At 72.3% G+C, this 22,892-nt stretch carries 18 protein-coding genes; 1 reads left to right on the top strand and 17 read right to left on the bottom strand.

The window, feature by feature from the left end:
• Positions 1-22: 22 nt before the first annotated feature.
• From PV342_RS00520 to PV342_RS00440, 17 genes are all read right to left on the bottom strand, one after another.
• Positions 23-259, bottom strand: a complete 237-nt coding sequence (locus tag PV342_RS00520) for a hypothetical protein (RefSeq protein WP_158689908.1) — start codon at positions 257-259, stop codon at positions 23-25.
• 558 nt (positions 260-817) lie between these two features.
• The gene (locus PV342_RS00515) at positions 818-1,855 is read right to left on the bottom strand and encodes a sugar phosphate isomerase/epimerase family protein (RefSeq protein ID WP_500315540.1); all 1,038 of its coding nucleotides are present in this window, start codon (positions 1,853-1,855) and stop codon (positions 818-820) included.
• A 34-nt stretch (positions 1,856-1,889) separates the two neighbouring features.
• On the bottom strand, positions 1,890-3,278 hold the full coding sequence (locus PV342_RS00510; protein WP_400797246.1) for an alkaline phosphatase family protein: 1,389 nt from the start codon (positions 3,276-3,278) through the stop codon (positions 1,890-1,892).
• The gene (gene eboE / locus PV342_RS00505; RefSeq protein WP_400797249.1) at positions 3,275-4,444 is read right to left on the bottom strand and encodes a metabolite traffic protein EboE; all 1,170 of its coding nucleotides are present in this window, start codon (positions 4,442-4,444) and stop codon (positions 3,275-3,277) included. The genes PV342_RS00510 and eboE overlap by 4 nt, the downstream gene beginning before the upstream one ends.
• 13 nt (positions 4,445-4,457) lie before the next feature.
• Positions 4,458-5,306 (bottom strand): TatD family hydrolase, encoded by an 849-nt coding sequence (locus PV342_RS00500; protein ID WP_500315539.1) that lies wholly within the window; start codon positions 5,304-5,306, stop codon positions 4,458-4,460.
• On the bottom strand, positions 5,306-5,941 hold the full coding sequence (locus tag PV342_RS00495) for an EboA domain-containing protein (RefSeq protein ID WP_360999574.1): 636 nt from the start codon (positions 5,939-5,941) through the stop codon (positions 5,306-5,308). The genes PV342_RS00500 and PV342_RS00495 overlap by 1 nt, the downstream gene beginning before the upstream one ends.
• Positions 5,938-6,795: a sugar phosphate isomerase/epimerase family protein gene (locus PV342_RS00490; RefSeq protein WP_400797254.1), complete on the bottom strand. Its 858-nt coding sequence runs from the start codon at positions 6,793-6,795 to the stop codon at positions 5,938-5,940. The genes PV342_RS00495 and PV342_RS00490 overlap by 4 nt, the downstream gene beginning before the upstream one ends.
• Entirely contained in the window at positions 6,792-8,012 is a 1,221-nt protein-coding gene (locus PV342_RS00485; protein WP_500315538.1) for an SCO3242 family prenyltransferase, read from the bottom strand. The genes PV342_RS00490 and PV342_RS00485 overlap by 4 nt, the downstream gene beginning before the upstream one ends.
• Positions 8,009-9,163, bottom strand: coding sequence for an inositol-3-phosphate synthase (locus PV342_RS00480; protein WP_500315537.1), 1,155 nt, complete (start codon positions 9,161-9,163; stop codon positions 8,009-8,011). The genes PV342_RS00485 and PV342_RS00480 overlap by 4 nt, the downstream gene beginning before the upstream one ends.
• Positions 9,164-9,257: 94 nt before the next feature.
• Entirely contained in the window at positions 9,258-12,977 is a 3,720-nt protein-coding gene (locus PV342_RS00475; RefSeq protein WP_329183610.1) for a ThuA domain-containing protein, read from the bottom strand.
• 298 nt (positions 12,978-13,275) lie between these two features.
• Positions 13,276-14,280: a sugar phosphate isomerase/epimerase family protein gene (locus PV342_RS00470; protein ID WP_400797266.1), complete on the bottom strand. Its 1,005-nt coding sequence runs from the start codon at positions 14,278-14,280 to the stop codon at positions 13,276-13,278.
• Positions 14,281-14,308: 28 nt separating this feature from the next.
• Positions 14,309-15,523 carry a Gfo/Idh/MocA family protein gene (locus PV342_RS00465; RefSeq protein WP_386993920.1) on the bottom strand — a complete coding sequence of 405 codons (1,215 nt, stop codon included), beginning with the start codon at positions 15,521-15,523 and terminating at the stop codon, positions 14,309-14,311.
• Positions 15,524-15,572: 49 nt separating this feature from the next.
• On the bottom strand, positions 15,573-16,619 hold the full coding sequence (locus tag PV342_RS00460) for a substrate-binding domain-containing protein (RefSeq protein WP_400797270.1): 1,047 nt from the start codon (positions 16,617-16,619) through the stop codon (positions 15,573-15,575).
• Positions 16,620-16,696: 77 nt separating this feature from the next.
• Positions 16,697-17,734 (bottom strand): ABC transporter permease, encoded by a 1,038-nt coding sequence (locus PV342_RS00455; protein ID WP_329183612.1) that lies wholly within the window; start codon positions 17,732-17,734, stop codon positions 16,697-16,699.
• Positions 17,731-19,275, bottom strand: a complete 1,545-nt coding sequence (locus tag PV342_RS00450; RefSeq protein WP_400797273.1) for a sugar ABC transporter ATP-binding protein — start codon at positions 19,273-19,275, stop codon at positions 17,731-17,733. The genes PV342_RS00455 and PV342_RS00450 overlap by 4 nt, the downstream gene beginning before the upstream one ends.
• A 101-nt stretch (positions 19,276-19,376) precedes the next feature.
• Positions 19,377-20,558, bottom strand: a complete 1,182-nt coding sequence (locus tag PV342_RS00445) for an ROK family protein (RefSeq protein ID WP_400797276.1) — start codon at positions 20,556-20,558, stop codon at positions 19,377-19,379.
• Positions 20,559-20,863: 305 nt separating this feature from the next.
• Positions 20,864-22,045: an ROK family transcriptional regulator gene (locus tag PV342_RS00440; protein ID WP_400797507.1), complete on the bottom strand. Its 1,182-nt coding sequence runs from the start codon at positions 22,043-22,045 to the stop codon at positions 20,864-20,866.
• Positions 22,046-22,424: 379 nt separating this feature from the next.
• Here PV342_RS00440 and PV342_RS00435 point away from each other — a divergent pair, with 379 nt between their 5' ends.
• Positions 22,425-22,850 (top strand): nuclear transport factor 2 family protein, encoded by a 426-nt coding sequence (locus PV342_RS00435; RefSeq protein ID WP_500315536.1) that lies wholly within the window; start codon positions 22,425-22,427, stop codon positions 22,848-22,850.
• The last annotated feature ends 42 nt before the right edge of the window (positions 22,851-22,892 follow it).

The raw sequence follows: 22,892 nt of genomic DNA, 5'->3' as shown, positions 1-22,892 counted from the left end.
GGGCGTTCAGGCCGGCCGGAGCTCAGCGGAAGCGACCACCGAAGAAGAAGGGGTCGAAGAGGTAGGGCCCGAAGAGGTACGAGCCGAAGAAGCCGCGGTCGAAGCGGTAGAAGTCACGGTTGTGGCCGCGGCCACCGTGGCCGCGGTCGTAGCCGCCGCGACCGTGGTCGCCCGTGACGTGGGTTCCCTTGGTGCTGGCGAGGTCCGGGGTGGCGGCGCCGGCAGCAGTGGCACCACCCAGCAGAACGACAGAGGCCACACCGACAGCGGCCACAAAACGGGAAACGCGCATACTGACTCTCCTGTCTCGGCGGGCACCGTGGCGGTGTCCGCAAGGTTCCGACAGGGAGAGCGTGCGTCGAGGACATTCGCGCCGCACGACGGAATTCCGTCACACTCCGTTACGCGACAGCGCGTCAGATGCGGCGAACGGTGGACTCCGGACGGGGCGCATGGCGCTGAATGCCCGATGATCACGGGTCCGACGGGGCCTCAACCGTTCGGCCACGCACCGTAATCACGAACCGTCACGTCCGGGCCTCCCGACGGGTGAATCCTCGTCACCGACAACGTACGTCAACGCGGCCACCCAGCCCGCGGGACGACCGAGCCGACCGCGGTGCCGGAGCGGATGGGAACCGCTCCGGCCCTGGTCATGGGCTCGGGTGGCGCTGCAGCCGCAGGACTGCACGAAGTCGGGGCGACACGCAAGCCCGGCCCCCCTCAGGAAGACAAAAGGGCCCGGCCCGCCCGAGCGGGCGGGCACGGGGCCCCTGTGGCAGGCCGGACGAAGCGTCAGCTCGTCACCGACACGGCGTCAGCAGTCCTTTTCACGCAGCGAGTGCAGGTACGCGCTCGACCTGCGCGCGAAGCTGAGGGAATCGGCCGGCGTGTCGTGCTCGGTCTGCCAGTGGTGGTCGAGGCGGCCGCCGTGCGTGCGCGTCACGGCCGAGATGAACCGCTGGTAGTCGATGTCGCCGTCCCCCACGTCGACCATGCGGTAGCCGTCGCGGGTGGTCTCGTCCCGGTCCCCGTCCTTGACGTGGAAGAGGGGGTAGCGGTCGGGCTGCTTCAGCACGTAGCGCAGCGGGTCGAAGGGGGCGGGGGTGCCGTCCACCCGCTTGGAGAAGCGGAACTGGCCGGCGTAGGCCCAGTAGATGTCCATCTCCAGGTAGACCAGGTCGGGGTCGGTCTCCGCGAGGAGGACGTCGTACAGCCGCACGTTCGGGCGGTCGGTCGCGAAGGAGAACTCCTCGGCGTGGTTGTGCTGGTAGAACTTCATGCCGCGGGCCTTGGCGGCGGCGCCGTACTCGTTGAACTCCTCGGCGCAGCGCTTCCAGCCGTCGACGGTGCTGCCGTACCGCCAGGGCCCGGACGCGGTGCCGATGTGCTTCAGCCCCAGCGCCTGGGCGTCGTCGAGGACCTTCGTCAGGTTCTGCGCGAAGGTATAGGCGCCCGGGTCGCCGTCGTCGTAGTAGCCGACATGGCTGCCGATGGCGCGCAGTCCGTGGTCGCGGGCGAGCCGGCGCAGCTGGGCGAGGGTGATCGCGCCCGCGGAGCCCTGGGTGTAGCCGGCGTACTCGATCTCGTCGTATCCGTACTTCTCGAGTTCGGCGAAGACGGGGGCGAAGCCGAGGGTGGAGACCTTGTCGCGCAGCGAGTACAGCTGGACGCCGAGGCGGCCGGGGGGCAGGAGGGGGCGGCCGTGGCCCTTGCCGTGGGCGGCGGCCGTCGGGGCGGTCGCGCCGAGCAGCGCGGCGGCGGTGGCCCCTGCGGCGACGCCGAGCATGCCGCGCCTGCTGAGCTTGCGGCTCAGCTCCGGGTCGGGGCTGCTGTTACGACGCGTGCTGGTCATTGTGGATAACTCCTTGGCGTCGGTGACGTGTGGTTCAGTGGAGTCCTGCCAGGCGCAGGAGCAGGGACTTCACTTCGGTGGCCGCGACGCGGCCGTCGACGGCACGGGGGGCGGAGCAGATGATGAGCGGACCTTCCTCGTCGCTCGCCGGGAGGCGGCCGTGGCTGCCGCGAATAGGCGAGGGGTCGAGCGGCACGACCGCCATGCGGTAGCGCATGCCGAGCTTCTTGCGGGCCAGGGCCGTGGCGGCCTTGACGCGTACGTAGGGGTCCTCGGGGTCCATGAAGAGCTCGACGGGGTCGTAGCCGGGCTTGCGGTGGATCTCGACGAGCCGGGCGAAGTCGGGTGCCCTGTCGTCGTCGAGCCAGTAGTAGTACGTGAACCAGGCGTCCGGGTCCGCGACGGCGACGAGCTCGCCGGAGCGCGGGTGGTCCAGGCCGTGGCGCTTCTTCCCCTCGTCGTCGAGGAGTTCGGCGATTCCGGGCAGGGTGGCGAGGACCTTGCGGGTGGCCTCGAGGTCCTCGGGACGGCGCACGTACACATGGGCGATCTGGTGGTCGGCGACCGCGAACGCGCGGGAGGCCATCGGGTCGAGGTACTCCATGCCGTCCTGGGTGTGGACCTCCAGCAGCCCGGCGCGCCGCAGCTCCCGGTTGATGTCCACGGCCCGGCTGACCGGCGTGATGGCGTACTCGGAGAGCGCCACCACCGTCCGGCCCTCCCGGCGTGCGTCGTCCAGGAGCGGGGCGAGTGCCTCGTCCAGTTCGGTGGCCGCGCGCCGGGATCGGGGGTCGTCCGGGCCGAAGCGCTGCAGGTCGTAGTCGAGGTGCGGGAGGTAGCAGAGGGCGAGGTCGGGAGTGCGGGTGCGCAGGATGTGCCGGGTGGCGTCGATGATCCAGCGGCTGGAGACGATGTCGGCGCCCGGACCCCAGAAGTGGAAGAGGGGGAAGGTTCCGAGGGCGTCGGTGAGCTCGTCGTGGAGCTCGGGGGGCCGGGTGTAGCAGTCGGGTTCCTTGCGGCCGTCGGCGTAGTAGACGGGGCGTGGGGTGACCGTGACATCGGTGTCGGCGCCCATGGCGTACCACCAGCAGATGTTGGCCACGGTGTAGCCCGGGTGCGCGCGCCGGGCGGCGTCCCACAGCTTGTCGCCGGCGACGAGACCGTTGTGCTGGCGCCACAGCAGGACGTCGCCGAGTTCGCGGAAATACCAGCCGTTGCCGACGATGCCGTGCTCCGCGGGCGGCGCACCGGTGAGGAAGGTGGACTGGGCGGCGCAGGTCACCGCGGGGAGGACGGTGCCGAGCGGGGCCTGTGAACCGGCGTCGGCAAGGCGCTTCAGGCGCGGCATGTGGTCCAGGAGACGGGGGGTGAGGCCGACGACGTCCAGGACGAGGAGGGGGGACGGCCCGGCGGTGTCGGTCATGGGAGTTCCTTCAGGCCGAGGTCGTGGAGGAGGTCGCGGGCGAGGCCGAGTTCCGCGGCGATGCCGTCGGCGAGCTGGGCGCGGGTACGAGGGCGCAGCTCGGGGGGAAGGGCCTGCCAGGTGTAGGTCTCGACCTCGAGGTGGTGGGTCAGCGGGGACGGACCGCCGACGAGGCGGGCGAGGGCGTCCTTGAGGACCGGGACGGTGGAGGTGAGCGGAGGCGCGGGCGGTGCGTGCAGCGGCACGTGGAAGTGGGCCCGCCAGGGGGCGCCGGTGGGGAGTGGGCCCTCGGTGAGCGCCTGGTTCAGGTCGTCGGTGCCGTGCAGGCCGCCGGCGGTGCGGGCGCGGGTCTGGTGGAGGAACCGGGGTTCGGAGAAGGCGGCGAGCGCGTCGCGTACGTCCTGCAGGTGCGGGTGTTCGGCGTGCAGGGCGGCGGAGAGCTGGACCTTGGGAATGGTGATCCCCGCGGCGGTGAGCGCGTCCAGCGCGGCGGCGGGTTCTTCGAAGGAGGTGGCGAGGTGGCAGGTGTCGACGCACACACCGATGCGCGGGTGGGCGATCGCGGCGAGGGGCTCGATCGCGTCCGCGGTGGTCTCCACGATGCACCCGGGTTCGGGTTCCAGCGCGATCCTGATGGATTTCCCGGTGAGTTCGGCCAGCGCGTCGAGCCGCGCGGCGAGGGTGGTCAGGGCGTCCCGGGCGGTCCGCGCGGAACGGTCGTCCCAGGGGGTCCGCCAGGCGAGCGGAAGGGTCGAGATCGATCCTTCGGTGACATCGGCGGGGAGCAGGGCGGCGAGGAGGTCGGCGAGGCCGCTGGTGTAGGCGAGCCGTTCCGGTTCGGTCCAGTCCGGTCGGTAGACCCGGTACTTGACCTCGGCGGCGCCGAAGCCCTGGTAGGGGAAGCCGTTGAGGGTGACGACCTCGAGGCCGCGGCGGTCGAGGGCGGTGCGCAGCCCGCGCAGGGCCGCCGGATCGGTGTGGAGGGCGTGTGCGGCGTCCTTGGCGAGCCAGAGCCCGATGCCGAGGCGGTCCCGGCCGAGCCGCTTGCGGACGGGTTCGCAGTGGTCGCGGAGCTGGGAGAGGACTCCCTCGAGCGTCTCCGCGGGATGGACGTTGGTGCAGTAGGCCAGGTGGACGACCGAGCCGTCGGGGTGCCGGAAGCGCATGGGTCCCGCCTCCTCATTCCCCGCCGCGGAGGATGGAGTTGCCCTCGTGCAGGTCCCCGGAGGCGGCGGCGTCGAGCTGCAGCCTGCCGCTGCGGCCGTAGAAGGCGACGGGATTGCGCCACAGGACCTGGTCGACGTCGTCGTCGCTGAATCCGGCGGCGAGCATCGCGTCCGCGGTCCTGCGGGTCTTGAGGGGGTCGCTCTTCCCCCAGTCGGCCGCCGAGTTGACCAGCATCTTCTCGGTGCCGTGGGACTTCAGCACGGCGACCATGCGGTCCTCGTCCATCTTCGTGTCGGGGTAGATCGAGAAGCCGAGCCAGCAGCCGCTGTCGGCGGCCTCCTTGACGGTGGTCTCGTTCAGGTGGTCGAGCAGGACGAACTCGGGGTCGAGCGCCGACTCGCGGACGACGTCGATGGTGCGGCGCATCCCGGTGAGCTTGTCGCGGTGCGGGGTGTGGACGAGGGCGGGCAGTCCGTGGTCGGCGGCGAGCTGGAGCTGGGCGGCGAGTGCGGTGTCCTCGGCCGGGGTCATCGAGTCGTAGCCGATCTCGCCGACGGCGACGACGTTGTCCTTGACGAGGAAGCGCGGCAGCGCGTCGAGGACGGGGAGGCAGCGCGGGTCGTTGGCCTCCTTGGGGTTCAGGGCGACGGTGCAGTGGTGGGCGATGCCGTACTGCGCGGCGCGGAAGGGTTCCCAGCCCAGGAGGGAGTCGAAGTAGTCGAAGAAGGACTCGGGAGAGGTACGGGGCTGACCGAGCCAGAAGGAGGGTTCGACGAGGGCTCGGACACCGGCGGCGTACATCGCCTCGTAGTCGTCCGTGGTCCGGGAGGTCATGTGGATGTGGGGGTCGAAGATGCGCATCAGGACTCCTCCGTCCGGGACGTCAGGGCGAGGACGCGGTGGAGGTCCGCGGGGACGGGCCGGCCCGCGGCGGTGCGTTCCGCCGCGTAGTCGCCGAGCATGCGGGCCAGTTCCGCGTCACCGTGTGCTCGCTGCCCGAGCTTGGCGGCGGCGTCCACCGGAACCCCGGTGAACAGGCACTTGAGGAGGGCGTGGCGCCAGGTGTGCGGATCGAGGTGCTCTGCGGCGTAGGGGCCGACGGCGGCGGCGACCAGCCGCGTGTCGTTGGTGCGCAGGGCGTCCTCGACGAGCGGGACCCCGTCGGCGGGGGCCGGCTCGAGGTGGGGCAGCGCGAGGAGGACTGCGCGGCGCTCCGCGGCGGTGCCCTGCCGGTATAGACGGGTCAGGGTGGCGGCGTCGGCGCGGGCCTCCCGCAGAAGCAGCACCCGGGCGGAGTCCGCGTGCTCCTGACCGCAGTGGCGGCCCGCGGAGGCGAAGTGCTGTTCCCAGCCCGGCGGGGAGGAGGGTGCGGTGGGGGTGTCGTCGTCCGTGGCGCCGCCGGGGGCGGCTCCGGCTTCGGCGAGGGCCGCGTCGAGCCAGGCGCGGGCGGCGTCGCCGAGCCGGTCGTGGACTACTTCATGGGCGGGTGTCGTCATGCCGTGGCTCCGTTCGTGGGGGTGTGGGAGCGCAGGAAGTCGAGGGAGGTGCGGGCGAGTTCGGGCCCGGCGTGGGAGTGGCGGGGAAGTTCGACGACGGTCAGGCCCTCGTAGCCGCTGTCTGCCAGGGCCTGGAGGACGGGCGGGAAGTCGATCTCCCCGTCGCCGAAGGGGAGGTGCTCATGGACGCCTCGGCGCATGTCCTCGATCTGGACATGGCGCAGCCAGGGAGCGGCCTGCTTGACGCAGTCGGCGGGAGATGCCGGTTCCAGGCACTGGCAGTGGCCGATGTCGAGGGTGAGTCCGAGCGGTTCGGGGTCGCCGAGCAGGCCGCGCAGGTGGTGGAAGTCGTCCAGGCACGCCAGGAGGTGACCGGGCTCGGGCTCGACCGCGAGGGGGATCCGGGCGGTGGACGCCGCGTCGAGGACGGGTGCCAAGGCGTCCTGGAGCCGCTGCCAGGCGGTGGTGGACGGGGTGCCGGCGGGCGTGATCCCGCTGAAGCAGTGCACGGCGTGGGCCCCGAGGTCCGCGGCGACCTGGACGGCCCGCACGAGCAGCCGGGTGCGGGCGGCCCGGGCGTCGGGGTCGGGGTCGAGGAGGGAGGGGCCGTGCTTGCGGCGCGGGTCGAGGACGTAGCGGGCGCCGGTCTCGACGGTGACCTCGAGGCCGAGGGCGGACAGCCGTTGCGCGAGCCGGTGGGTGCGGGGACCGAGGTCGGGTGCGAGGGGGTCGAGGTGCATGTGGTCGAGGGTGAGTCCGACGCCGTCGTAGCCGAGGTCGGCGAGAAGTGCCAGGGCGTCGTCGAGACGCAGGTCGGTGAGGCCGTTGGTCCCGTAACCGAGGCGCAGGCTCATGTGGGGCTCACCTTCCTGGCGATCCGGCGGGCGACGGGGCCGAGGGCCAGGACGGCCGCCGCGGAGGCACCCGAGCCGGATCGGGCCGCCAGGGCGGCCTGCAGCGGGATCATGGCGCGGATCCCGCCCCCGACCGCGCGCTGGGTGAGGGGTGGTGACGGGTTGAGAGCAGCGTGCAGGTAGGGGGTGAGAGCGGTGCCCGCGTAGACGGCGGAGGCCAGTGCCGTCATGGCGTGGGGCAGGTCCGGTGGCCGCGCCGTCGGCGGTGCCGCCGGTCGCGCACGGCGGCCACCGCCCGCCCCGTGCCGGGTGGTGGCCGCCGGCGGGCGTCCGGACGTGCGCAGCCGGCGCAGGGTTCGGGCGGCGTCGGTGGTGACGGCGGCGATCGCCGTGGTCGTGACCAGCGCGGCGAGCGGTGCGGTGCTGGAACCGCCCCGCGTCTCGTTGCGCGAGACGGTGGTGACCGCGTAGGTATGCGCGCCGAGCAGGGCGGCGTGGGGCAGCGCCGCGGCCAGTGCCCGGGGGCGGGTGGCCGTCGCGCCGAGCACCAGGTCAAGGGCGCGTGCCGTGGCCATGGCGGCCGGGCCCGCCGCTGTGTGCTTCAGGCGCAGGTCGTACGCCCAGACCGTCGCCGCGAGGGTGGTGGCGAGGGCGAGCGGGGCGCGTCCCGCGCGGGCCGCGAGGGCCAGGCCGGTCGCGGTGAGGGCTCCGGCGGCCGTCAGGGCGGCGGCCGGGCTGATCCGGCCGGACGGGAGGGGTCGGTGGGGGCGGTCGACTGCGTCCTCGTCGCGGTCGGCCCAGTCGTTGAGCGCCATGCCCGCGTGGTAGAGGCACAGCGAGCTGCCGATGGCGAGGAAGGTGCCGCGACCGGGGCCCCGACCGGTCGCGGCGGCGCCCGCGAGGGCGTCACCCGGGACGGTGAACAGGGCGGAGACGCGGAAGAGTTCGGCCCAGTCCCACAGCCGCGTGCCCGGAGCGGTCCGGCGCGCATCGGAGCCCTCCGCGTCCTCGGCGACGTCGGCCCGACCGCCGCTTCTGCCCCCTCCCGGGACGGCCCCCTCCGCCGCCCCGGGCGGGTGGGTGCCGCGCGCCCCGTTCCGCGGGACGGCGTCCTGCGCCGCGCCGCCCGGCGGGCGGCGGGCGGTGAACGCCGTCACGGCGCCGAGGGCCGCCACGAAGGCCAGGGCCCGCAGCCGCCGCGCTCCCGGAGCCCTCACCGGGACTCCCCCAGCCGGGTGGCGAAGGCCAGCAGCTCGCCGTACTGCTCGGAGAGCGATGCGGGCGCCCCCGGGTCGGGGTCCTTGAAGTAGAAGCCCAGTTCGGGGAGGGGGCCGCTCAGACCGGCCTCGTGGGCGCGGGCCGCGAAACGGGCGAGGTCGATGACGAGCGGGGCGGCGAGGGCGGAGTCGCAGCCCTGCCAGGTGGTCTGGAGCACCATGCGGGTGCCGAGGAAGCCGTCGAAGGCGATGTGGTCCCAGGCCGTCTTCCAGTCGCCGAGGGCCGGCACGTCGTCGATGTGCACCTCGCCCTCGGGGGCGGCGCCGAGGGCGTCGGCGAGGACCCGTTCCTTTCCCGCGTTCTTCGCGGCGGCCGCCGCGGGGTCGGCGAGGACCGCGCCGTCACCGCCGCCGAGCAGGTTGGTCCCGGACCAGGCCCGCACCGACAGGGCGCGTTGCACGAACATCGGGGCGAGGACGGAGCGCAGCAGGGTCTGCCCGGTCTTGCCGTCCCGTCCCGCGTGGGGAAGGCCGCGGGCGGTGGCCGCCTCGGCGAGGGCCCGGGTCCGTATCCCGGTGGAGGGGGTGAAGTTCACATAGGCGCAGCCGGCCTCGACCGCCGCCGCCGCGTAGAGGGAGCTCGCGGGCAGGCGGTCGCTCCCGGGCTCGGGCACGGGCTCGGTGGAGGCGACGTTGACGACGACGGTCCGGGCCAGGTGGTGGCGCCGGGTGAAGGCGGTGATGTCCGCGGCGAAGGCCGCGATGAGTTCCTCGTCGCCGCGCGTGTCGCCGGGGAGCGGGCCGCCGGTGCGGATCTCCCGGTCCGCGGCGGCCAGTTCGGCGCGGAGCGCGGTCGGCAGGCCGTGCGGGAGCACGCCGCCCTCCGCGAGCTGTTCGGCCCGCTTGCCCAGTGGGCAGGCGGCCGTGTCGTGGCCGCCGAAGACCAGGGACGGCAGCGGCGGGAGTGCGGCCGCCGCGAAGGGTGCGGTCTCGCTCACCATGCCCGTCGCGGGATGGAGCCCGGCGGTGACCGCCGCGCATCCTGCGACGGCGGTGGTGGCGACGGAGCCGCGGGCTCCGATGAGCCACACTCCGGTGCGCGGGGGCGACTGGTTGTCCGATGCCGGTGCCGGGGCGGACGGGTTCGTCACGGCTGCCTCCCTGGTGCGAGTGGTGGGGGGCGGCGGGCGGGGGCACGGCGTCTCCCCGCCCGCCGCCGGCTCGTGGGTGCCGGCAGGACCCGCCCTACGAGGAGGGCAGTTCCTTGATCTGGACGTTCCGGAAGGACACCTTGTCGTCGGCCCCGTGGTTCTGCAGGCCGATGTAGCCGTCCTTCAGACTGCGGACCGGGTCGGTGTTGGTGAAGTCGTTGATCTTCACTCCGTTGAGGAAGATCTGAAGTCGTTCACCCTGGACCTTGATCTCGTAGCTGTTCCACTGGCCCGGGGGACGCAGTACCTGGTCGCGGGCCTTGAGGTTGGCCGACTTGAAGCTGTAGACGGAGCCGGTGGTCCGGTCGGAGGCGTCCGAGGCGTCGATCTGGATCTCGTAGCCCTTGTCCACGGCGGACCAGGGGTCGTCGGAGGCCGGGAAGCCCACGAAGACACCGGAGTTGTCGTCGCCGTCCATCTTCCAGTCGAGCTTCAGCGAGTACGAACCGTACTGCTTGGCCTGGTACCAGAGCAGGCCCATGCCGCCCTCGGTGCGCAGTTCACCGTCGACGACGTTGAACTTGCCCGGGCCCGCCTGCTTCCAGCCCTCCAGGGTGTGCCCGTTGAACAGGTCGCGGTAGCCCGTCTGCGGCTTGCAGTCGGCCTTGACCTGTCCGGCGGCGTAGCGCAGTCCGCCGAGGAGGTGCTGGCGGAAGGCCGGCTCGGCGTAGGACTCCTTGGTGTGCCCGAGACCGGTGTAGAAGGAGCGGCCGGACTGGTAGGTCTGGCACCACGCGATGGGGTGGTCGCCCTTCATCGTGCCGCCCTGGTAGGTGGTCTCGTCCAGGGTGGCGAGGACGCGGGCCTGACCGCGGGGATTGGTGCGGTAGTTGTACCACTCGTCGGTCCGCTCCCAGCCGGCCTCGTCGAGGTGCGCGGTGGCCGGGTGGTCGTGGTCCTCGGCGCGGACGGTGGCCTTCTGGATCTGCGGGTGGCCTTGGAAGTAGGCGCCGACGAGACCGCCGTAGAAGGGCCAGTCGTACTCGGTGTCGGCCGCGGCGTGGACACCCATGTAGGCGCCCCCGCCCTTGACGTAGTTCTCGAACGCCTGCTGCTGCTCGGCGTTGAGGACGTCACCGGTGGTCGACAGGAACACCACGGCGTCGTAGCGCGCCAGGTTGTTGCTGGTGAACTGCTTGGGCTCCTCTGTCGCGTCGACGGTGATGTTGGCGGTGGCGCCGAGCTCCTTCAGCGCGGCGATCCCGGTGGGGATGGCGTCGTGGCGGAAGCCGGCGGTCCTGGAGAAGACCAGGACGCGCTTGGCGGCGCGGTCGGCCGGAACGTCGGAGAGCTCGAAGTCGTCCAGGTCGTAGAGCGCCCCGGAGCCGCCCTTGAAGACCAGGAAGAGTTCGGTGGTCTTCTTCGGCACGGCGCGCAGCGGTACGTCGATCTCCTGGAAGGTCTCCCAGCCGCCGGTGACCGGTACGGGGGCGGAGCCCAGGATCGGGCCGGTCGCCGAGCCGGTGCGCACCTCGAGGAAGCCGCCGGCGCCGCCGGAGGAGACCCGGGCGGTCAGCCGGACGGAGCCCGTGAGGTTGTAGGGCTTGAAGGAGATCCAGTCGCCGTTGTCGATGTTGCCGACGGTACGGCCGCCGTGGGCCTCGGCCTTGTCGAAGAGGTCGACTCCGGACGAGGAGGTGAAGTGCTCGGCCTGCCGGTGGCGCGGCTGCAGCTGGGCCTGGTCGTGGCCGGTGAGCGCCTCCTGGCCGCCGCCCCCGCCGTCGGTGTACTCGGCGTCGAAGACGCCGAAGATGTTCGCGTTGGGGTCGTGGCCGCCGTCGGCGGAGGTCTTGATGGTGCCGGAGCAGCCGTTGGCGGAGGTCACGGGGTGGCCGTGGCTGTCGTGGCCGAGGATGTAGGTGACCTTGACCTTGGAGCAGTCGACGGTCCCGTCCTCGGGGTCGGTGACGGTGACCTTGAACGGGATCTCGTCACCGAAGCTGAACAGGGCGCCCTCGGCGGGCAGGTCCAACGTGACCTTGGGCGCGGTGTTGCCGACGACGACCTGGACGCTCGCGGTCGCGGTGCGCCCGGTCGGGTCCTTCACCGTGAGGGTCGCGGTGTAGGTGCCGTTCGTGCGGTAGGTGTGGGCGGGGTCGGCCGCGGTGGAGGTGCCGCCGTCGCCGAAGTCCCAGCTGTAGGCGAGCGTGTCGCCGTCGGGGTCGGTGGTGCCGGCCGAGGAGAAGGTGACCTTCAGGGGCGCGGTGCCCGAGGTCTTGTTGGCGGACGCCTCGGCGCTCGGCGAGCGGCCGTCGGTGGCGTTCTCGATCCGGTAGAGCGCGGAGTGCTCGTCACCGCCGAACCAGGCGGTGCCGTAGTCGAGGACGTACAGCGCGCCGTCCGGGCCGAAGGCCATGTCCATGATCTGCGTCCCGGTCCAGGGGACGTCGTTGATGGACTGGACGGTGCCGTCCTCGCCCTGCTCGATGCGCTTGATCCAGCGGCGCCCGAACTCGCCGGCGAAGAAGTCGCCGTCGTAGGCCTCGGGGAACTTCACCGGGGAGTCCAGCTCGGGGTCGTACCGGTAGACCGGGCCGCCCATCGGGGACTCGGAGCCGGAGCCGAACTCGGGCACCGAACCGCCGTCGTAGGGGAGCCAGGCGGCCTGCGCGGGCGGCAGGTCGGTCAGGCCCGTGTTGTACGGGGAGTCGTTCTTCGGCGCGGCGCAGTCGAAGGTCTGGCCGGACTGCCCGGTGGCGAAGTCGTAGTCGACGTACGGGTCGTTGTCACCGGTGCAGAAGGGCCAGCCGAAGTTCCCGGCCTCCGTCACACGGGCGAATTCGACCTGGCCGCCGGGGCCGCGCTGGGGGTCGGCCGCACCGGCGTCGGGACCGTAGTCGCCGACGTAGGCGATGCCGGTCTTCTTGTCGACGCTGAAGCGGAACGGGTTGCGGAAGCCCATGGCGTAGATCTCGGGCCGGGTCTTCTCGGTGCCCGGGGCGAAGAGGTTGCCCTCGGGGATCGTGTACGAACCGTCGTCGGCGACCTTGATCCGCAGCAGCTTGCCGCGCAGGTCGTTGGTGTTGCCCGAGGTGCGGCGCGCGTCGTAGGCGGGGTTGCGGCCCGGGCGGTCGTCGATGGGCGAGAAGCCGTCGGAGGCGAAGGGGTTGGAGTCGTCGCCGGTCGACAGGTACAGGTTGCCCTGGGCGTCGAAGTCGATGTCACCGCCGACGTGGCAGCAGATGCCGCGGGTGGTGGAGACGTCGAGGACCTTCTTCTCGCTGCCGAGGTCAAGGGTCCAGTCGGCGTTCAGCGTGAAGCGGGAGAGCCGGTTGACGCCGTCGAACTTGGCGAAGTCGGCCTCGGTGCCCTGGTCGGGGGCGTCGCCCGCGGGGGTGTCGAGCGGGGGCGCGTAGTAGAGGAAGATCGCCCGGTTCTCGCTGAAGTCCGGGTCGATGCCGACGCCCTGCAGGCCCTCCTCGTCGTGGGTGTAGACGGGGACGGTGCCGATGACGGTGGTGTCGCCGGCGGCGTCGGTCCTGCGCAGCTCGCCGTCGCGCGAGGTGTGCAGCACGCTGCGGTCGGGCAGGACCGCGAGCGACATGGGCTCGCCGGTCTCGGGCTCGCCCTTGGCGAGGGTGACCTGCTGGAACTCCTCCGCCGCCGCGGCCGCGGGCTCCGTATCCAGAGGCCGGGCCGAGGCGGCTAAGGGGGCGGAGACGACGAGCGACGTGGCGGCGAGGAGGCCGCCGGTGAGGAGCGCGAGTCCCTGCCGGAATCGGGTTCCGGGTGCTCCGGGCCGTTTTCTGTGCACGTGTGTCCTCCGGGAAGGTCGTACGGGCGGATGCAGCTGCCGTGCGGAAGATCCGGGGACCGGCGTGCGCCGTCACGCTGGTCGGGGATGCCACGTCAGGACCGGCCTCGTGTTTCAGGCCCGTGTCCTGTACACCTCAGGGACGGTAGCCGGGTTCGTCCGGGACCGAAAGCCCTTGTGCGGCAGATAAGTTGAACTTTCTCCAGGGTCAGGACAAAGGAGCGCCCAGGCAGCCCGACAGGCCCGGCGGCGATGGCCGCCGGGCTGCGGACTTCTGGCTGTGACCTGCGACGACGCCCTAGTCGTTGCCTCCGAACGCGGCGTCGAAGGACGCCGTCGGCGGGTCGAAGTCAAAGCGCTTCAGGAGGGAAAGCGCTTCAGGGGCGCCGGCGAGGCGGTCCATCCCCGCGTCCTCCCACTCGACCGAGATCGGGCCGTCGTATCCGATCGACCGCAGCATCCGGAAGACGTCCTCCCACGGCACGTCGCCGTGCCCGGCCGAGACGAAGTCCCAGCCGCGCCGCGGGTCGCCCCAGGGCAGGTGGGAGCCCAGGCGCCCGTTGCGGCCGTCGAGGCGCTTGCGGGCCTCCTTGCAGTCGACGTGGTAGATGCGGTCCTTGAAGTCCCAGAGGAACCCGACGGGGTCGAGGTCCTGCCACACGAAGTGGCTCGGGTCGAAGTTCAGCCCGAACGCCGACCGGTGGCCGACGGCCTCCAGCGCGCGGTGCGTGGTCCAGTAGTCGTAGGCGATCTCGGCGGGGTGGACCTCGTGGGCAAAGCGGACCCCTTCGGCGTCGAAGACGTCCAGGATCGGGTTCCACCGTTCGGCGAAGTCCTCGAAGCCGCGCTCGATCATCCGCTCCGGGACCGGCGGGAACATGGCCACCAGATGCCAGATCGACGAGCCGGTGAAGCCGATGACGGTGCGCACACCGAAGGCCGCCGCGGCGCGCGCGGTGTCGGCCAGCTCGCGCGCGGCGCGCTGCCGCACGCCCTCCGGCTCACCGTCGCCCCAGATGCGGGCGGGCAGGATCCCCTTGTGGCGCTCGTCGATGGGGTTGTCGCAGACGGCCTGTCCGACCAGGTGGTTGGAGACCGCCCAGCACTTCAGTCCGTACTTGTCGAGCAGCGCCCGCCGCCCGTCCAGGTACGCGGGATCGGCGAGAGCCTTGTCGACCTCGAAGTGATCGCCCCAGCAGGCGAGTTCGAGCCCGTCGTAACCGAAGTCGCGGGCGAGTCGGCAGACCTCCTCCAGAGGCAGGTCGGCCCACTGGCCGGTGAAGAGTGTGAAGGGTCGTGGCACGGCGAGGGCCTCCTCGATGCGGGTGTGGTCAGGAGGGGACGGGGGTGTAGACGGCGTTCTTCTCGGCGCTCTCCTCCACCGCGGCCAGGACGCGCTGCACCTGCAGGCCGTCGGCGAACGACGGCGCCGGGGCGGTCCCCTCGGCGATGCCGACGACGAGGTCGCGCGCCTGGTGGGTGAAGGTGTGCTCGTAGCCGAGCGCGTGGCCGGGCGGCCACCACGCCTCCAGGTACGGATGGCCCGGCTCGGTCACCAGGATCCGCCGGAAGCCGGCCGTTTCGGCGGGCTCCGTGTGGTCGTGGAACGACAGCTCGTTCAGCCGTTCCAGGTCGAAGGCGAGCGAACCGCGCTCGCCGTTGATCTCCAGCCGCAGGGCGTTCTTGCGCCCCGACGCCATCCGGGTGGCCTCGAACGAGGCGAGCGCCCCCGAGGTGAGCCGCCCGGTGAACAGCGCCGCGTCGTCGACCGTCACCGGCCCCCGCCGCGCGCTCCCGGAGCCCGACAGCCCCGACGAGGCGCCGTCCAGCTCGGGCCGGTCCCGTACGAAGGTCTCGGTGAGCGCCGAGACGCCCACCAGGAGCTCCCCCGCCAGGTACTGGGCGAGGTCGACGGCGTGCGCGCCGAGGTCCCCCAGGGCCCCGGAGCCCGCGTACTCGCGCTTGAGCCGCCAGGTCAGCGGAAAGTCCGGGTCGACGAGCCAGTCCTGGAGGTAGGTCACCCGCACGTGGCGGATCGTGCCGACCCTCCCGTCCGCGATGAGCCGCCGGGCGAACGCGACCGCGGGCACCCGCCGGTAGTTGAAGCCGACCATGGCCACCTGGCCGCGGGCGGCCGCCCGCTCGGCCGCCGCGGCCATGGCCTCGGCCTCGGCGACCGAATTGGCCAGCGGCTTCTCGCACAGCACGTGCTTGCCCGCCTCGAGCGCCGCGACGGCGATCTCGGCGTGGCTGTCGCCGGGGGTGCACACGTCCACCAGCTGGACGTCGTCCCGGTCCACCAGTGCCCGCCAGTCCGTCTCCGCGGCCGCCCAGCCGTGCCGGGCGGCCGCGGCCCGGACGGCGCCCGCGTCCCGGCCGCCGATCGCGGCCATGACGGGCCTCATCGGCAGGTCGAACACGTGGCCCACGGTGCGCCACGCGTGGGAGTGGGTGGCGCCCATGAAGGCGTATCCGACCATGCCGATGCCGAGCGCCGGCGAAGCGGCCCCTGCCTCACTGTCTTCCTTGCCGGCCATGTCAGCCATGCCGTTGCTCCTCGTCGGTTGCTCGGATCGGACGGGCGGGTCGGATCTGTCAGATGAAGCCGGTCGGCAGGTACTCGTCGACGTTCTCCTTGGTGACGACGGCGGAGTACAGGGTGATCGACGCGGGGATCTCCAGCTCCGACATCCCGCTGACGCCCTTCTTCTGGCCGAGCGCACGGGCCAGGTCGATGGCGGAGGCGGCCATGGTGGGCGGGTAGAGGACGGTGGCCTTCAGCACGCCGTTGTCGGCCTTGATGGCGTCCATCGCCGCCTTGGACCCGGCGCCGCCGACCATGAAGAAGTCGTCGCGGCCCGCCTGCGCGATGGCGCGCAGGGCGCCGACGCCCTGGTCGTCGTCGTGGTTCCACAGCGCGTCGAACTGCTTCTGCGCCTGCAGCAGCTGGGCCATCTTGGCCTGGCCGCTCTCGACGGTGAACTCGGCGGCCTGCCGGGCGACCTTCTTGATGTTGGGGTAGTTCTTCAGGGCGTCGTCGAAGCCCTGGGTGCGCTGCCGGGTCAGCTCCAGGTTGTCGATGCCGGCGAGCTCGACGACCTTGGCGTCGGGCTTGTCCTTGAGCTGTTCGCCGATGTAGCGGCCGGCGTTGAGCCCCATGCCGTAGTTGTCGCCGCCGATCCAGCAGCGGTACGCCTGCGGGGAGGCGAAGATCCGGTCCAGGTTGATCACCGGGATGCCGGCCTTCATGGCCTGCAGGCCCACCTGGGTGAGGGCCTTGCCGTCGGCCGGCAGGATGACCAGGACGTCGACCTTCTTGTTGATCAGCGTCTGGATCTGCCCGATCTGGGCGGCGGTGTCGTTGGAGCCCTCGGTGATCTCCAGCGTCACCTCGGAGTACTTCGCGGCACGGTCCTTGGCGTTCTGGTTGATGGCGTTGAGCCAGCCGTGGTCGGCCTGCGGGCCGGCGAAGCCGATCGTGACCGGCGTGCCGGGCTTGTCGTCGGCGGCCGCCGCCGTGGTGGCGGCCGTGCCGGCCTTCTTCGGCTCGTTGCTGGTGCAGGCGGTGAGGGCCGCTCCGGCTGAGACGGCGGCGGCGCCGAAGAGCAGTCCTCTGCGGCTGGTGACCGGGATTCTTGGCATGACGGTGAAACCCTTCGGGATAGGGCGGTGCGGGGCGCGTGCGGGTTGTCGGGTGGAGCCGGGCGCGACGGGCTGGGTCAGCCGTCGCCGTTGCGCACGGTGCTGCGCTGGACCAGGACGGCGGCCACGATGATCGCTCCCTTGGCGATCTGCTGGACGGCGCTCTCCAGGTTGTTGAGGGCGAAGATGTTCTGGATGGTGATGAACACCAGGACGCCCAGGACGGAGCCGACGATCGTGCCGCGGCCGCCGCTGAGCAGCGTGCCGCCGATGATCGCCGCGGCGATGGCGTCGAGTTCGTAGAGGTTGCCGTTGGTGTTCTGGCCCGAGCCGGACAGGATGATCAGCATGAAGGCCGCGATGCCGCAGCACAGCCCGGACAGCAGGTAGAGGTAGAGCCGCTGCCGGCGGACGTCGATGCCGGCGAGGCGGGCCGCCTCGGCGTTGCCGCCGACGGCCACGGTCCTGCGCCCGAAGGTCGTCCGGTTCAGCACCAGCCAGCCGATGACGGTGACCCCGGCGAAGACCAGCACCAGCGGCGGGATGCCGAGGACGTAGCTGGCGGGAAGACCGAGGTCGAGCACCGAGTTCACGGTGACGATCTGCGTCTTGCCGTCGGTCAGGTACAGGGCGAGGCCGCGCGCCGAGGCGAGCATGGCGAGGGTCGCGATGAACGGCACCATGCCGCCGTAGGCGATGAGCACCCCGTTGACCAGTCCGCAGCCGACGCCGACGACGACCGCGGTGAAGAGGATGCCCGTGAAGCCGTACTCCTGGGTGGCGAGGGTCGTCGCCCACACGGAGGCGAGCGCGACGATCGCGCCGACGGACAGATCGATGCCCCCGCTGGTGATCACGAAGGTCATGCCGACGGTGACGACACCGATGACAGAGGCCTGGGTGAGCACCAGTTGGAGGTTGGAGACGTCCAGGAAGGAGTCGGGCTGCGTGATGCCGCCGACGAGGACGAGGGCGGCGAGGACGCCGAGCAGGGACAGGTTCCGGACGTCGGCGTGGAACCCCAGCGCGGGACGCCGGCCGCCGCCCTTCGTGACGGGAGGCGCGTCCGCGGGCGGCGTCGGTGCCTGCGGGGCCTCGGATGCGGGCTGCGTCATCGGCTCGGGCTCCCTTCCATGACAAGGTCGAGTACACGGTGTTCGTCGAGCTCCGTCGCGGGCGCCGCGTGCACGACGCGTCCCTCGCGGAGCACCAGCACCCGGTCCGCGAGCCCCAGGACCTCGGGGACCTCGCTGGAGACGAGGAGTACGGCGAGCCCGTCGTCGGCGAGCCGGCGGATCACCGCGTACAGCTCGGCGCGGGCGCCCACGTCGACGCCCCGGGTGGGCTCGTCGAGCAGCAGGACACGGCAGCCGCGCAGCAGCCAGCGGGCCAGGACGGCCTTCTGCTGGTTGCCGCCGGACAGGGTTCGCACCCGGGCGTCGGGGTTGTCGGGCCGCAGTGACAGCGAGCGCGTGGCCTCCCGGGCGGCGCGCCGTTCCTCCCTGCGGTCGAGCCACCCGGCCCGTGAGAAGCGGGTGAGCGTGGAGACCGACACGTTGCGGGTGACGGACTCCAGCATCAGAAGTGCCTGCGCCTTGCGCTCCTCCGGCGCCAGCCCCAGCCCGGCGCGGACGGCCGAACGGACGCTGCCGGGCTTGAGGGGCCGGCCGTCGACGGTGACCCGGCCGGCGGTGGCCTTCCTGGCGCCGTAGAGCGTCTCGAGGATCTCCGACCGTCCGGAGCCCACGAGTCCGGCGAGCCCGACGATCTCGCCCGGACGCACCTCCAGGTCGACCGCGGCGAACTCGCCGTCGCGGGCGAGTCCCTCGACCCGCAGGACGGGGTCGCCGGAGCGCGGCCCCGAGGGGCGCGGGGGGAAGACGTACTCGACATCACGGCCCGTCATGAGCGCGACGATGTCCCGGGTGGGCATGGACTTGGCCGGGAGCCCGTTGGCAACCGCGCGGCCGTCCTTCAGTACGGTCACCCGGTCGCCCACGCGGCGGATCTCCTCCAGCCGGTGGGAGATGTAGACGACCGCGACGCCGTCGGCGGTCAACTGCCCGACGATGCGCAGCAGGTTGTCCGTCTCCTCGGGGTCCAGCGCGGCGGACGGCTCGTCCATGACGATGAGGCGCACGTCGTGGGAGAGCGCCCGGGCCATCGAGACGATCTGCTGCTGGGCGGCCGAGAGGTCGCCGACGCGGCGGGCGGGGTCGATCTCGGGATGGCCGAGCCGGCGCAGCAGCACGGCGGCCTCGCGGCGGGCGTCACGTCCGCGCACGACGAAGCCGGCGGTGGTCGGTTCGTGGCCCAGGAAGACGTTCTCGGCGACGGACAGCCCCTCGACCAGGTCGAGTTCCTGGTAGATGGTGGCGATGCCGAGCCGCATGGCGGCGATCGGCGACCTCAGCGACACCGGCTCCCCGCGCCAGGTGATCTCCCCGCCGTCGGGCTGGTGAGCCCCGGCGAGCACCTTGATGAGGGTGGACTTCCCCGCGCCGTTCTGGCCGAGGAGGCAGTGCACCTCGCCGGCCTGGACGTCCAGGTCGACGCCGTCCAGGGCGCGGACGCCCGGGAACGACTTGGTGATGCCGGACATCGTGAGCAGCGAAGGTGCTGTCGGGGGCGGCGGTGCCGGTGGTTCAGGTGCCATGACGATCCCCTCGGCGGGTGCGGGTGACACGTGCGCGTGCAGAGCGTGCAGGTGGAGCCGGTGGTGCCGTGGTGCGGGTGGAGCCTTGGCCGGTGGGGGGATCAGGCCGGGGAGAACACGTGGTCGCTGATGAGCCGGGCCGCGCCGATCACGCCGGCGGTGGGGCCCAGTTCACCCAGGACGATGGGAAGGTTGCCGGTCGCGAGCGGCAGCGACTGGCGGTAGACCTGACTGCGGATGCTGGCGAGCAGCGTGTGGCCGAGACCGGTGACGCCGCCGCCGATCACGACCAGTGCGGGGTTGAAGAAGCTGACGAGCCCGGCGATGACCTGCCCGACGCGGTTGCCCCCCTCGCGGATGAGTTCCAGTGCCGCCGCGTCGCCCACCGCGGCCGCCGCGGCGACGTCGACGGCGGAGAGCTGCCCGGACGCCTCGAGCCGCGCCGCGAGGGCCGGGGACCGGCCCGACCTGGCCGCCTCCACGGCGTCCTGGGCGAGCGCCGCGCCGCTGAAGTGGGCCTCCAGACAGCCCTTGTTGCCGCAGGCGCAGGCGCGTCCGTCGGCCTCGACCCGGATGTGGCCGATGTCGCCGGCGCTGCCCGTCACACCGCGGTGCACCTCACCGCCGACGACGATGCCGCAGCCGATGCCGGTGCCGATCTTGACGCAGAGGAAGTCGCCGACCGAGCGGGCGACGCCGGCGTGCTGCTCCCCCAGCGCCATCAGGTTCACGTCGTTGTCGACCATGACGGGGCAGCCCAGTTCCTGGCTAAGCGCCTCGCGGACCGGGAAGCCGTCCCAGCCGGGCATGATCGGCGGGGCGACGGGCACACCCTCGGGAAAGCGCACCGGCCCCGGCACCCCGATCCCCGCCCCGTCGAAGCCCTCGGCGAGGCCGGCGGCCCGGAGTTTGGCGGCCATCTCCAGGATCCGCTCGAAGACGACGACCGGTCCCTCACGGACGTCCATCGGATGGTTGAGGTGGCCGAGCACCTCCAGCTCGGCGTTGGTGACCGCGACGTCGATCGAGGTGGCGCCGATGTCGACGCCGAGGAAGCGCAGGCCAGGCGCGAGCCTGATGTTGTGCGAACGCCGGCCGCCGCGCGAGGCCGCCAGGCCGTCCGCGACGACGAGGCCCGTCTCCAGCAGCCGGTCCACCTCGACCGCGAGCTTGGAACGGGACAGGTCGATCTGGTCCCCCATCTGGGCACGGGAGTTGGGTCCGCCGTCACGGAGCAGCCGCAGGAGCCGCGCCTGGTGCGCGTTGGCGGGTCGAGCTGTCATGCGTCTCACGTGCCCCTCACCTCCCCCGGCCCTCGGCATGGGGATACCGGACCGCCATCGGCCGGTCCCGCTCCGTCAGGCTTTCGATGGGAAAGTAGCAGCGCCCGCCCGGTGGGGGAAGAAGTTGCGCACGAATCGGCAAGGTCTTTTCCCGGTTCCAGGACAAAGTCTGAACGCAGGCCAACTCACCTGGCGTACAGGGGTCGTGGAGGACGCCGACGTCGAACTCACGGCAACGGAACGGCGAGGGACCGGCGAACGGAGGGGAACGGCCGCGCACTCGCGGGCCGTGCCCGCCGGTCGGGTCACACCGGCGAGAAGACGTGGTCGCTGATCAGACGGGTGGCGCCGACCACTCCCGCGGTCGGACCGAGTTCGCTGAGGACGATCGGCAGGTTGCCGGTGGCCAGCGGCAGCGACTGGCCGTACACCTGGCTGCGGATGCTCGCCAGGAGGGTGTGCCCCAGGCCGGTGAGCCCGCCGCCGATCACGACGAGTCCGGGGTTGAAGAAGCTCACCAGGCCCGCGATGACCTGCCCCGTGCGGTTGCCGCCCTGCCGGATGAGGTCGAGGGACGCTCCGTCCCCGGCAGCCGCGGCGGCCGCCACGTCGGCGGAGGTCAGCGTCCCCGCCGAGGCCAATCGGTCGGCGAGCGCGGCCGATTGGCCCGCCGCCGCCGTGGCGGCCGCGTCCCGGGACAGGGCGCTGCCGCCGAAGTAGGCCTCCAGGCACCCGTGGTTGCCGCAGGCGCAGGAGAGCCCGCCCGGCACCACCTGGATATGCCCGATGTCCCCGGCACTGCCGGTGACCCCGCGGTAGACCTGTCCGCCCACGACGATGCCGCAGCCGATCCCGGTCCCGATCTTGACGAAGAGGAAGTCGCGCACGGAACGGGCGACCCCGGCATGCTGCTCCCCCAGCGCCATCAGGTTCACGTCGTTGTCGACGAGGACGGGACAGCCGAGTTCCTGGCTCATCGCCTCCCGGACGGGGAAGCCGTCCCAGCCGGGCATGATCGGCGGGGCGACCGGCACGCCGTCGGGAAAGCGCACCGGCCCGGGCACCCCGATCCCCGCGCCGTCCAAGCTCTCCGCGGCGCCGGTGTCGCGCAGTTCGGCCGCCATCGCCAGCACCTGCTCGAACACCGCGACCGGTCCCTCGCGCACGTCGTACGGCGCGGCACGGTGGCCGAGCACCTCCAACTCGGCGTTGGTGACCGCCACGTCGACCGAGGTGGCGCCGATGTCCACGCCCAGGAAGCGCAGCGAGGGGGCGAGGCGCACATTGTGGGAGGGCCGTCCGCCGCGGGAGGCGGCGAGTCCGTCGGGGACGACAAGACCCGTCTCCAGCAGGCGGTCGAGCTCGACCGCCAGCTTGGAGCGGGAGAGCCCCACCTGGTCGCCGAGCACGGCCCGCGACTGCGGACCCGCGTCGCGCAGCAGGCGCAGCACCCGCGCCTGGTGCCCGTTCGCCGGACGGGCCGTCATCCGTCTCACGTCGCGCTTCTCCCTCGCCGGTCACCCTCGGGTGCGTCTCGTCACCCTCCGGACGGGGCCACGACTGGACCGGACCGTACCACCGGGGTGGGCGGCCGGGAACCGCCGAGAGGCACCCGGACGCCGCTTCTCCGGGCGACCGGCGGGGCGCCGTTTGCGGGCGCCCATCGGTGCGGCCCCGCCGCCCTCGTCCGAGCGCCACGGCCCGGGCCGGCGCGGACCGGGGTGGTACGCCCCGGACTCGCCGTGGAACGCCGCCGGATTCCGCCGTTCGGACCGCCCGGCGGAGGAACCCCCGACTCCCCTATGCTCACCTACGATCCGACAACCTTCCCAACAGTTGATCCTTGAATCACCTCAGGAGATCGCCATGCCCGAGACACCCGGATCCGGGAGCGCGGCCCCACAGGAGGTCGCCGAGGCGATGTACGACGCCATGCTGCGGTCCGACCGGGACACGCTGGCGGCCATCGCCTCCCCTGGGATCCGGATCCGGGTGACGGACGCGCTGCCCGGCGGGGGCGCGGACCCCGGACTCGCCGGTTTCGCGGCGTTCTTCAAGAAGACGTTCCACATAATCGAGAGCCGTATCGAGACCGACCGGCTCTTCGAGGAGGGGGGCCAGGTCGTCGCCGTGGGACGGACGCAGGGCGCGGGCCACGGGACCGGCCGGCCGTTCGACTCCGCGGTCGTGCACGTCTTCACGGTCGAGGAGGGCAGGATCGTCGGGTTCGACGCGTACGGCGAGGACGGGCCCATCACCACGGCGATCGACGGCACCGGCGCGACGGACTGACACGGGCCCTTGATCGAGCGGGAGTCGATCGGCGGTGACGTC

The organism is Streptomyces sp. PA03-3a, assembly GCF_033792735.1.
Classification (GTDB): Bacteria; Actinomycetota; Actinomycetes; order Streptomycetales; family Streptomycetaceae; genus Actinacidiphila.
Note: the sequence above shows the minus strand (reverse complement) of the source record. Positions and strands in the feature narration are given on the sequence as shown.

Coding starts and splice junctions, on each gene's coding strand:
- PV342_RS00435 (WP_500315536.1), top strand. CDS start 22,425: ATGCCCGAGACACCCGGATCCGGGAGCGCGGCCCCACAGGAGGTCGCC.
- PV342_RS00500 (WP_500315539.1), bottom strand. CDS start 5,306: ATGCGCATCTTCGACCCCCACATCCACATGACCTCCCGGACCACGGAC.
- PV342_RS00515 (WP_500315540.1), bottom strand. CDS start 1,855: ATGACCAGCACGCGTCGTAACAGCAGCCCCGACCCGGAGCTGAGCCGC.
- PV342_RS00510 (WP_400797246.1), bottom strand. CDS start 3,278: ATGACCGACACCGCCGGGCCGTCCCCCCTCCTCGTCCTGGACGTCGTC.
- PV342_RS00455 (WP_329183612.1), bottom strand. CDS start 17,734: ATGACGCAGCCCGCATCCGAGGCCCCGCAGGCACCGACGCCGCCCGCG.
- PV342_RS00465 (WP_386993920.1), bottom strand. CDS start 15,523: ATGGCTGACATGGCCGGCAAGGAAGACAGTGAGGCAGGGGCCGCTTCG.
- PV342_RS00495 (WP_360999574.1), bottom strand. CDS start 5,941: ATGACGACACCCGCCCATGAAGTAGTCCACGACCGGCTCGGCGACGCC.
- PV342_RS00450 (WP_400797273.1), bottom strand. CDS start 19,275: ATGGCACCTGAACCACCGGCACCGCCGCCCCCGACAGCACCTTCGCTG.
- PV342_RS00490 (WP_400797254.1), bottom strand. CDS start 6,795: ATGAGCCTGCGCCTCGGTTACGGGACCAACGGCCTCACCGACCTGCGT.
- eboE (WP_400797249.1), bottom strand. CDS start 4,444: ATGCGCTTCCGGCACCCCGACGGCTCGGTCGTCCACCTGGCCTACTGC.
- PV342_RS00460 (WP_400797270.1), bottom strand. CDS start 16,619: ATGCCAAGAATCCCGGTCACCAGCCGCAGAGGACTGCTCTTCGGCGCC.
- PV342_RS00440 (WP_400797507.1), bottom strand. CDS start 22,045: ATGACGGCCCGTCCGGCGAACGGGCACCAGGCGCGGGTGCTGCGCCTG.
- PV342_RS00445 (WP_400797276.1), bottom strand. CDS start 20,558: ATGACAGCTCGACCCGCCAACGCGCACCAGGCGCGGCTCCTGCGGCTG.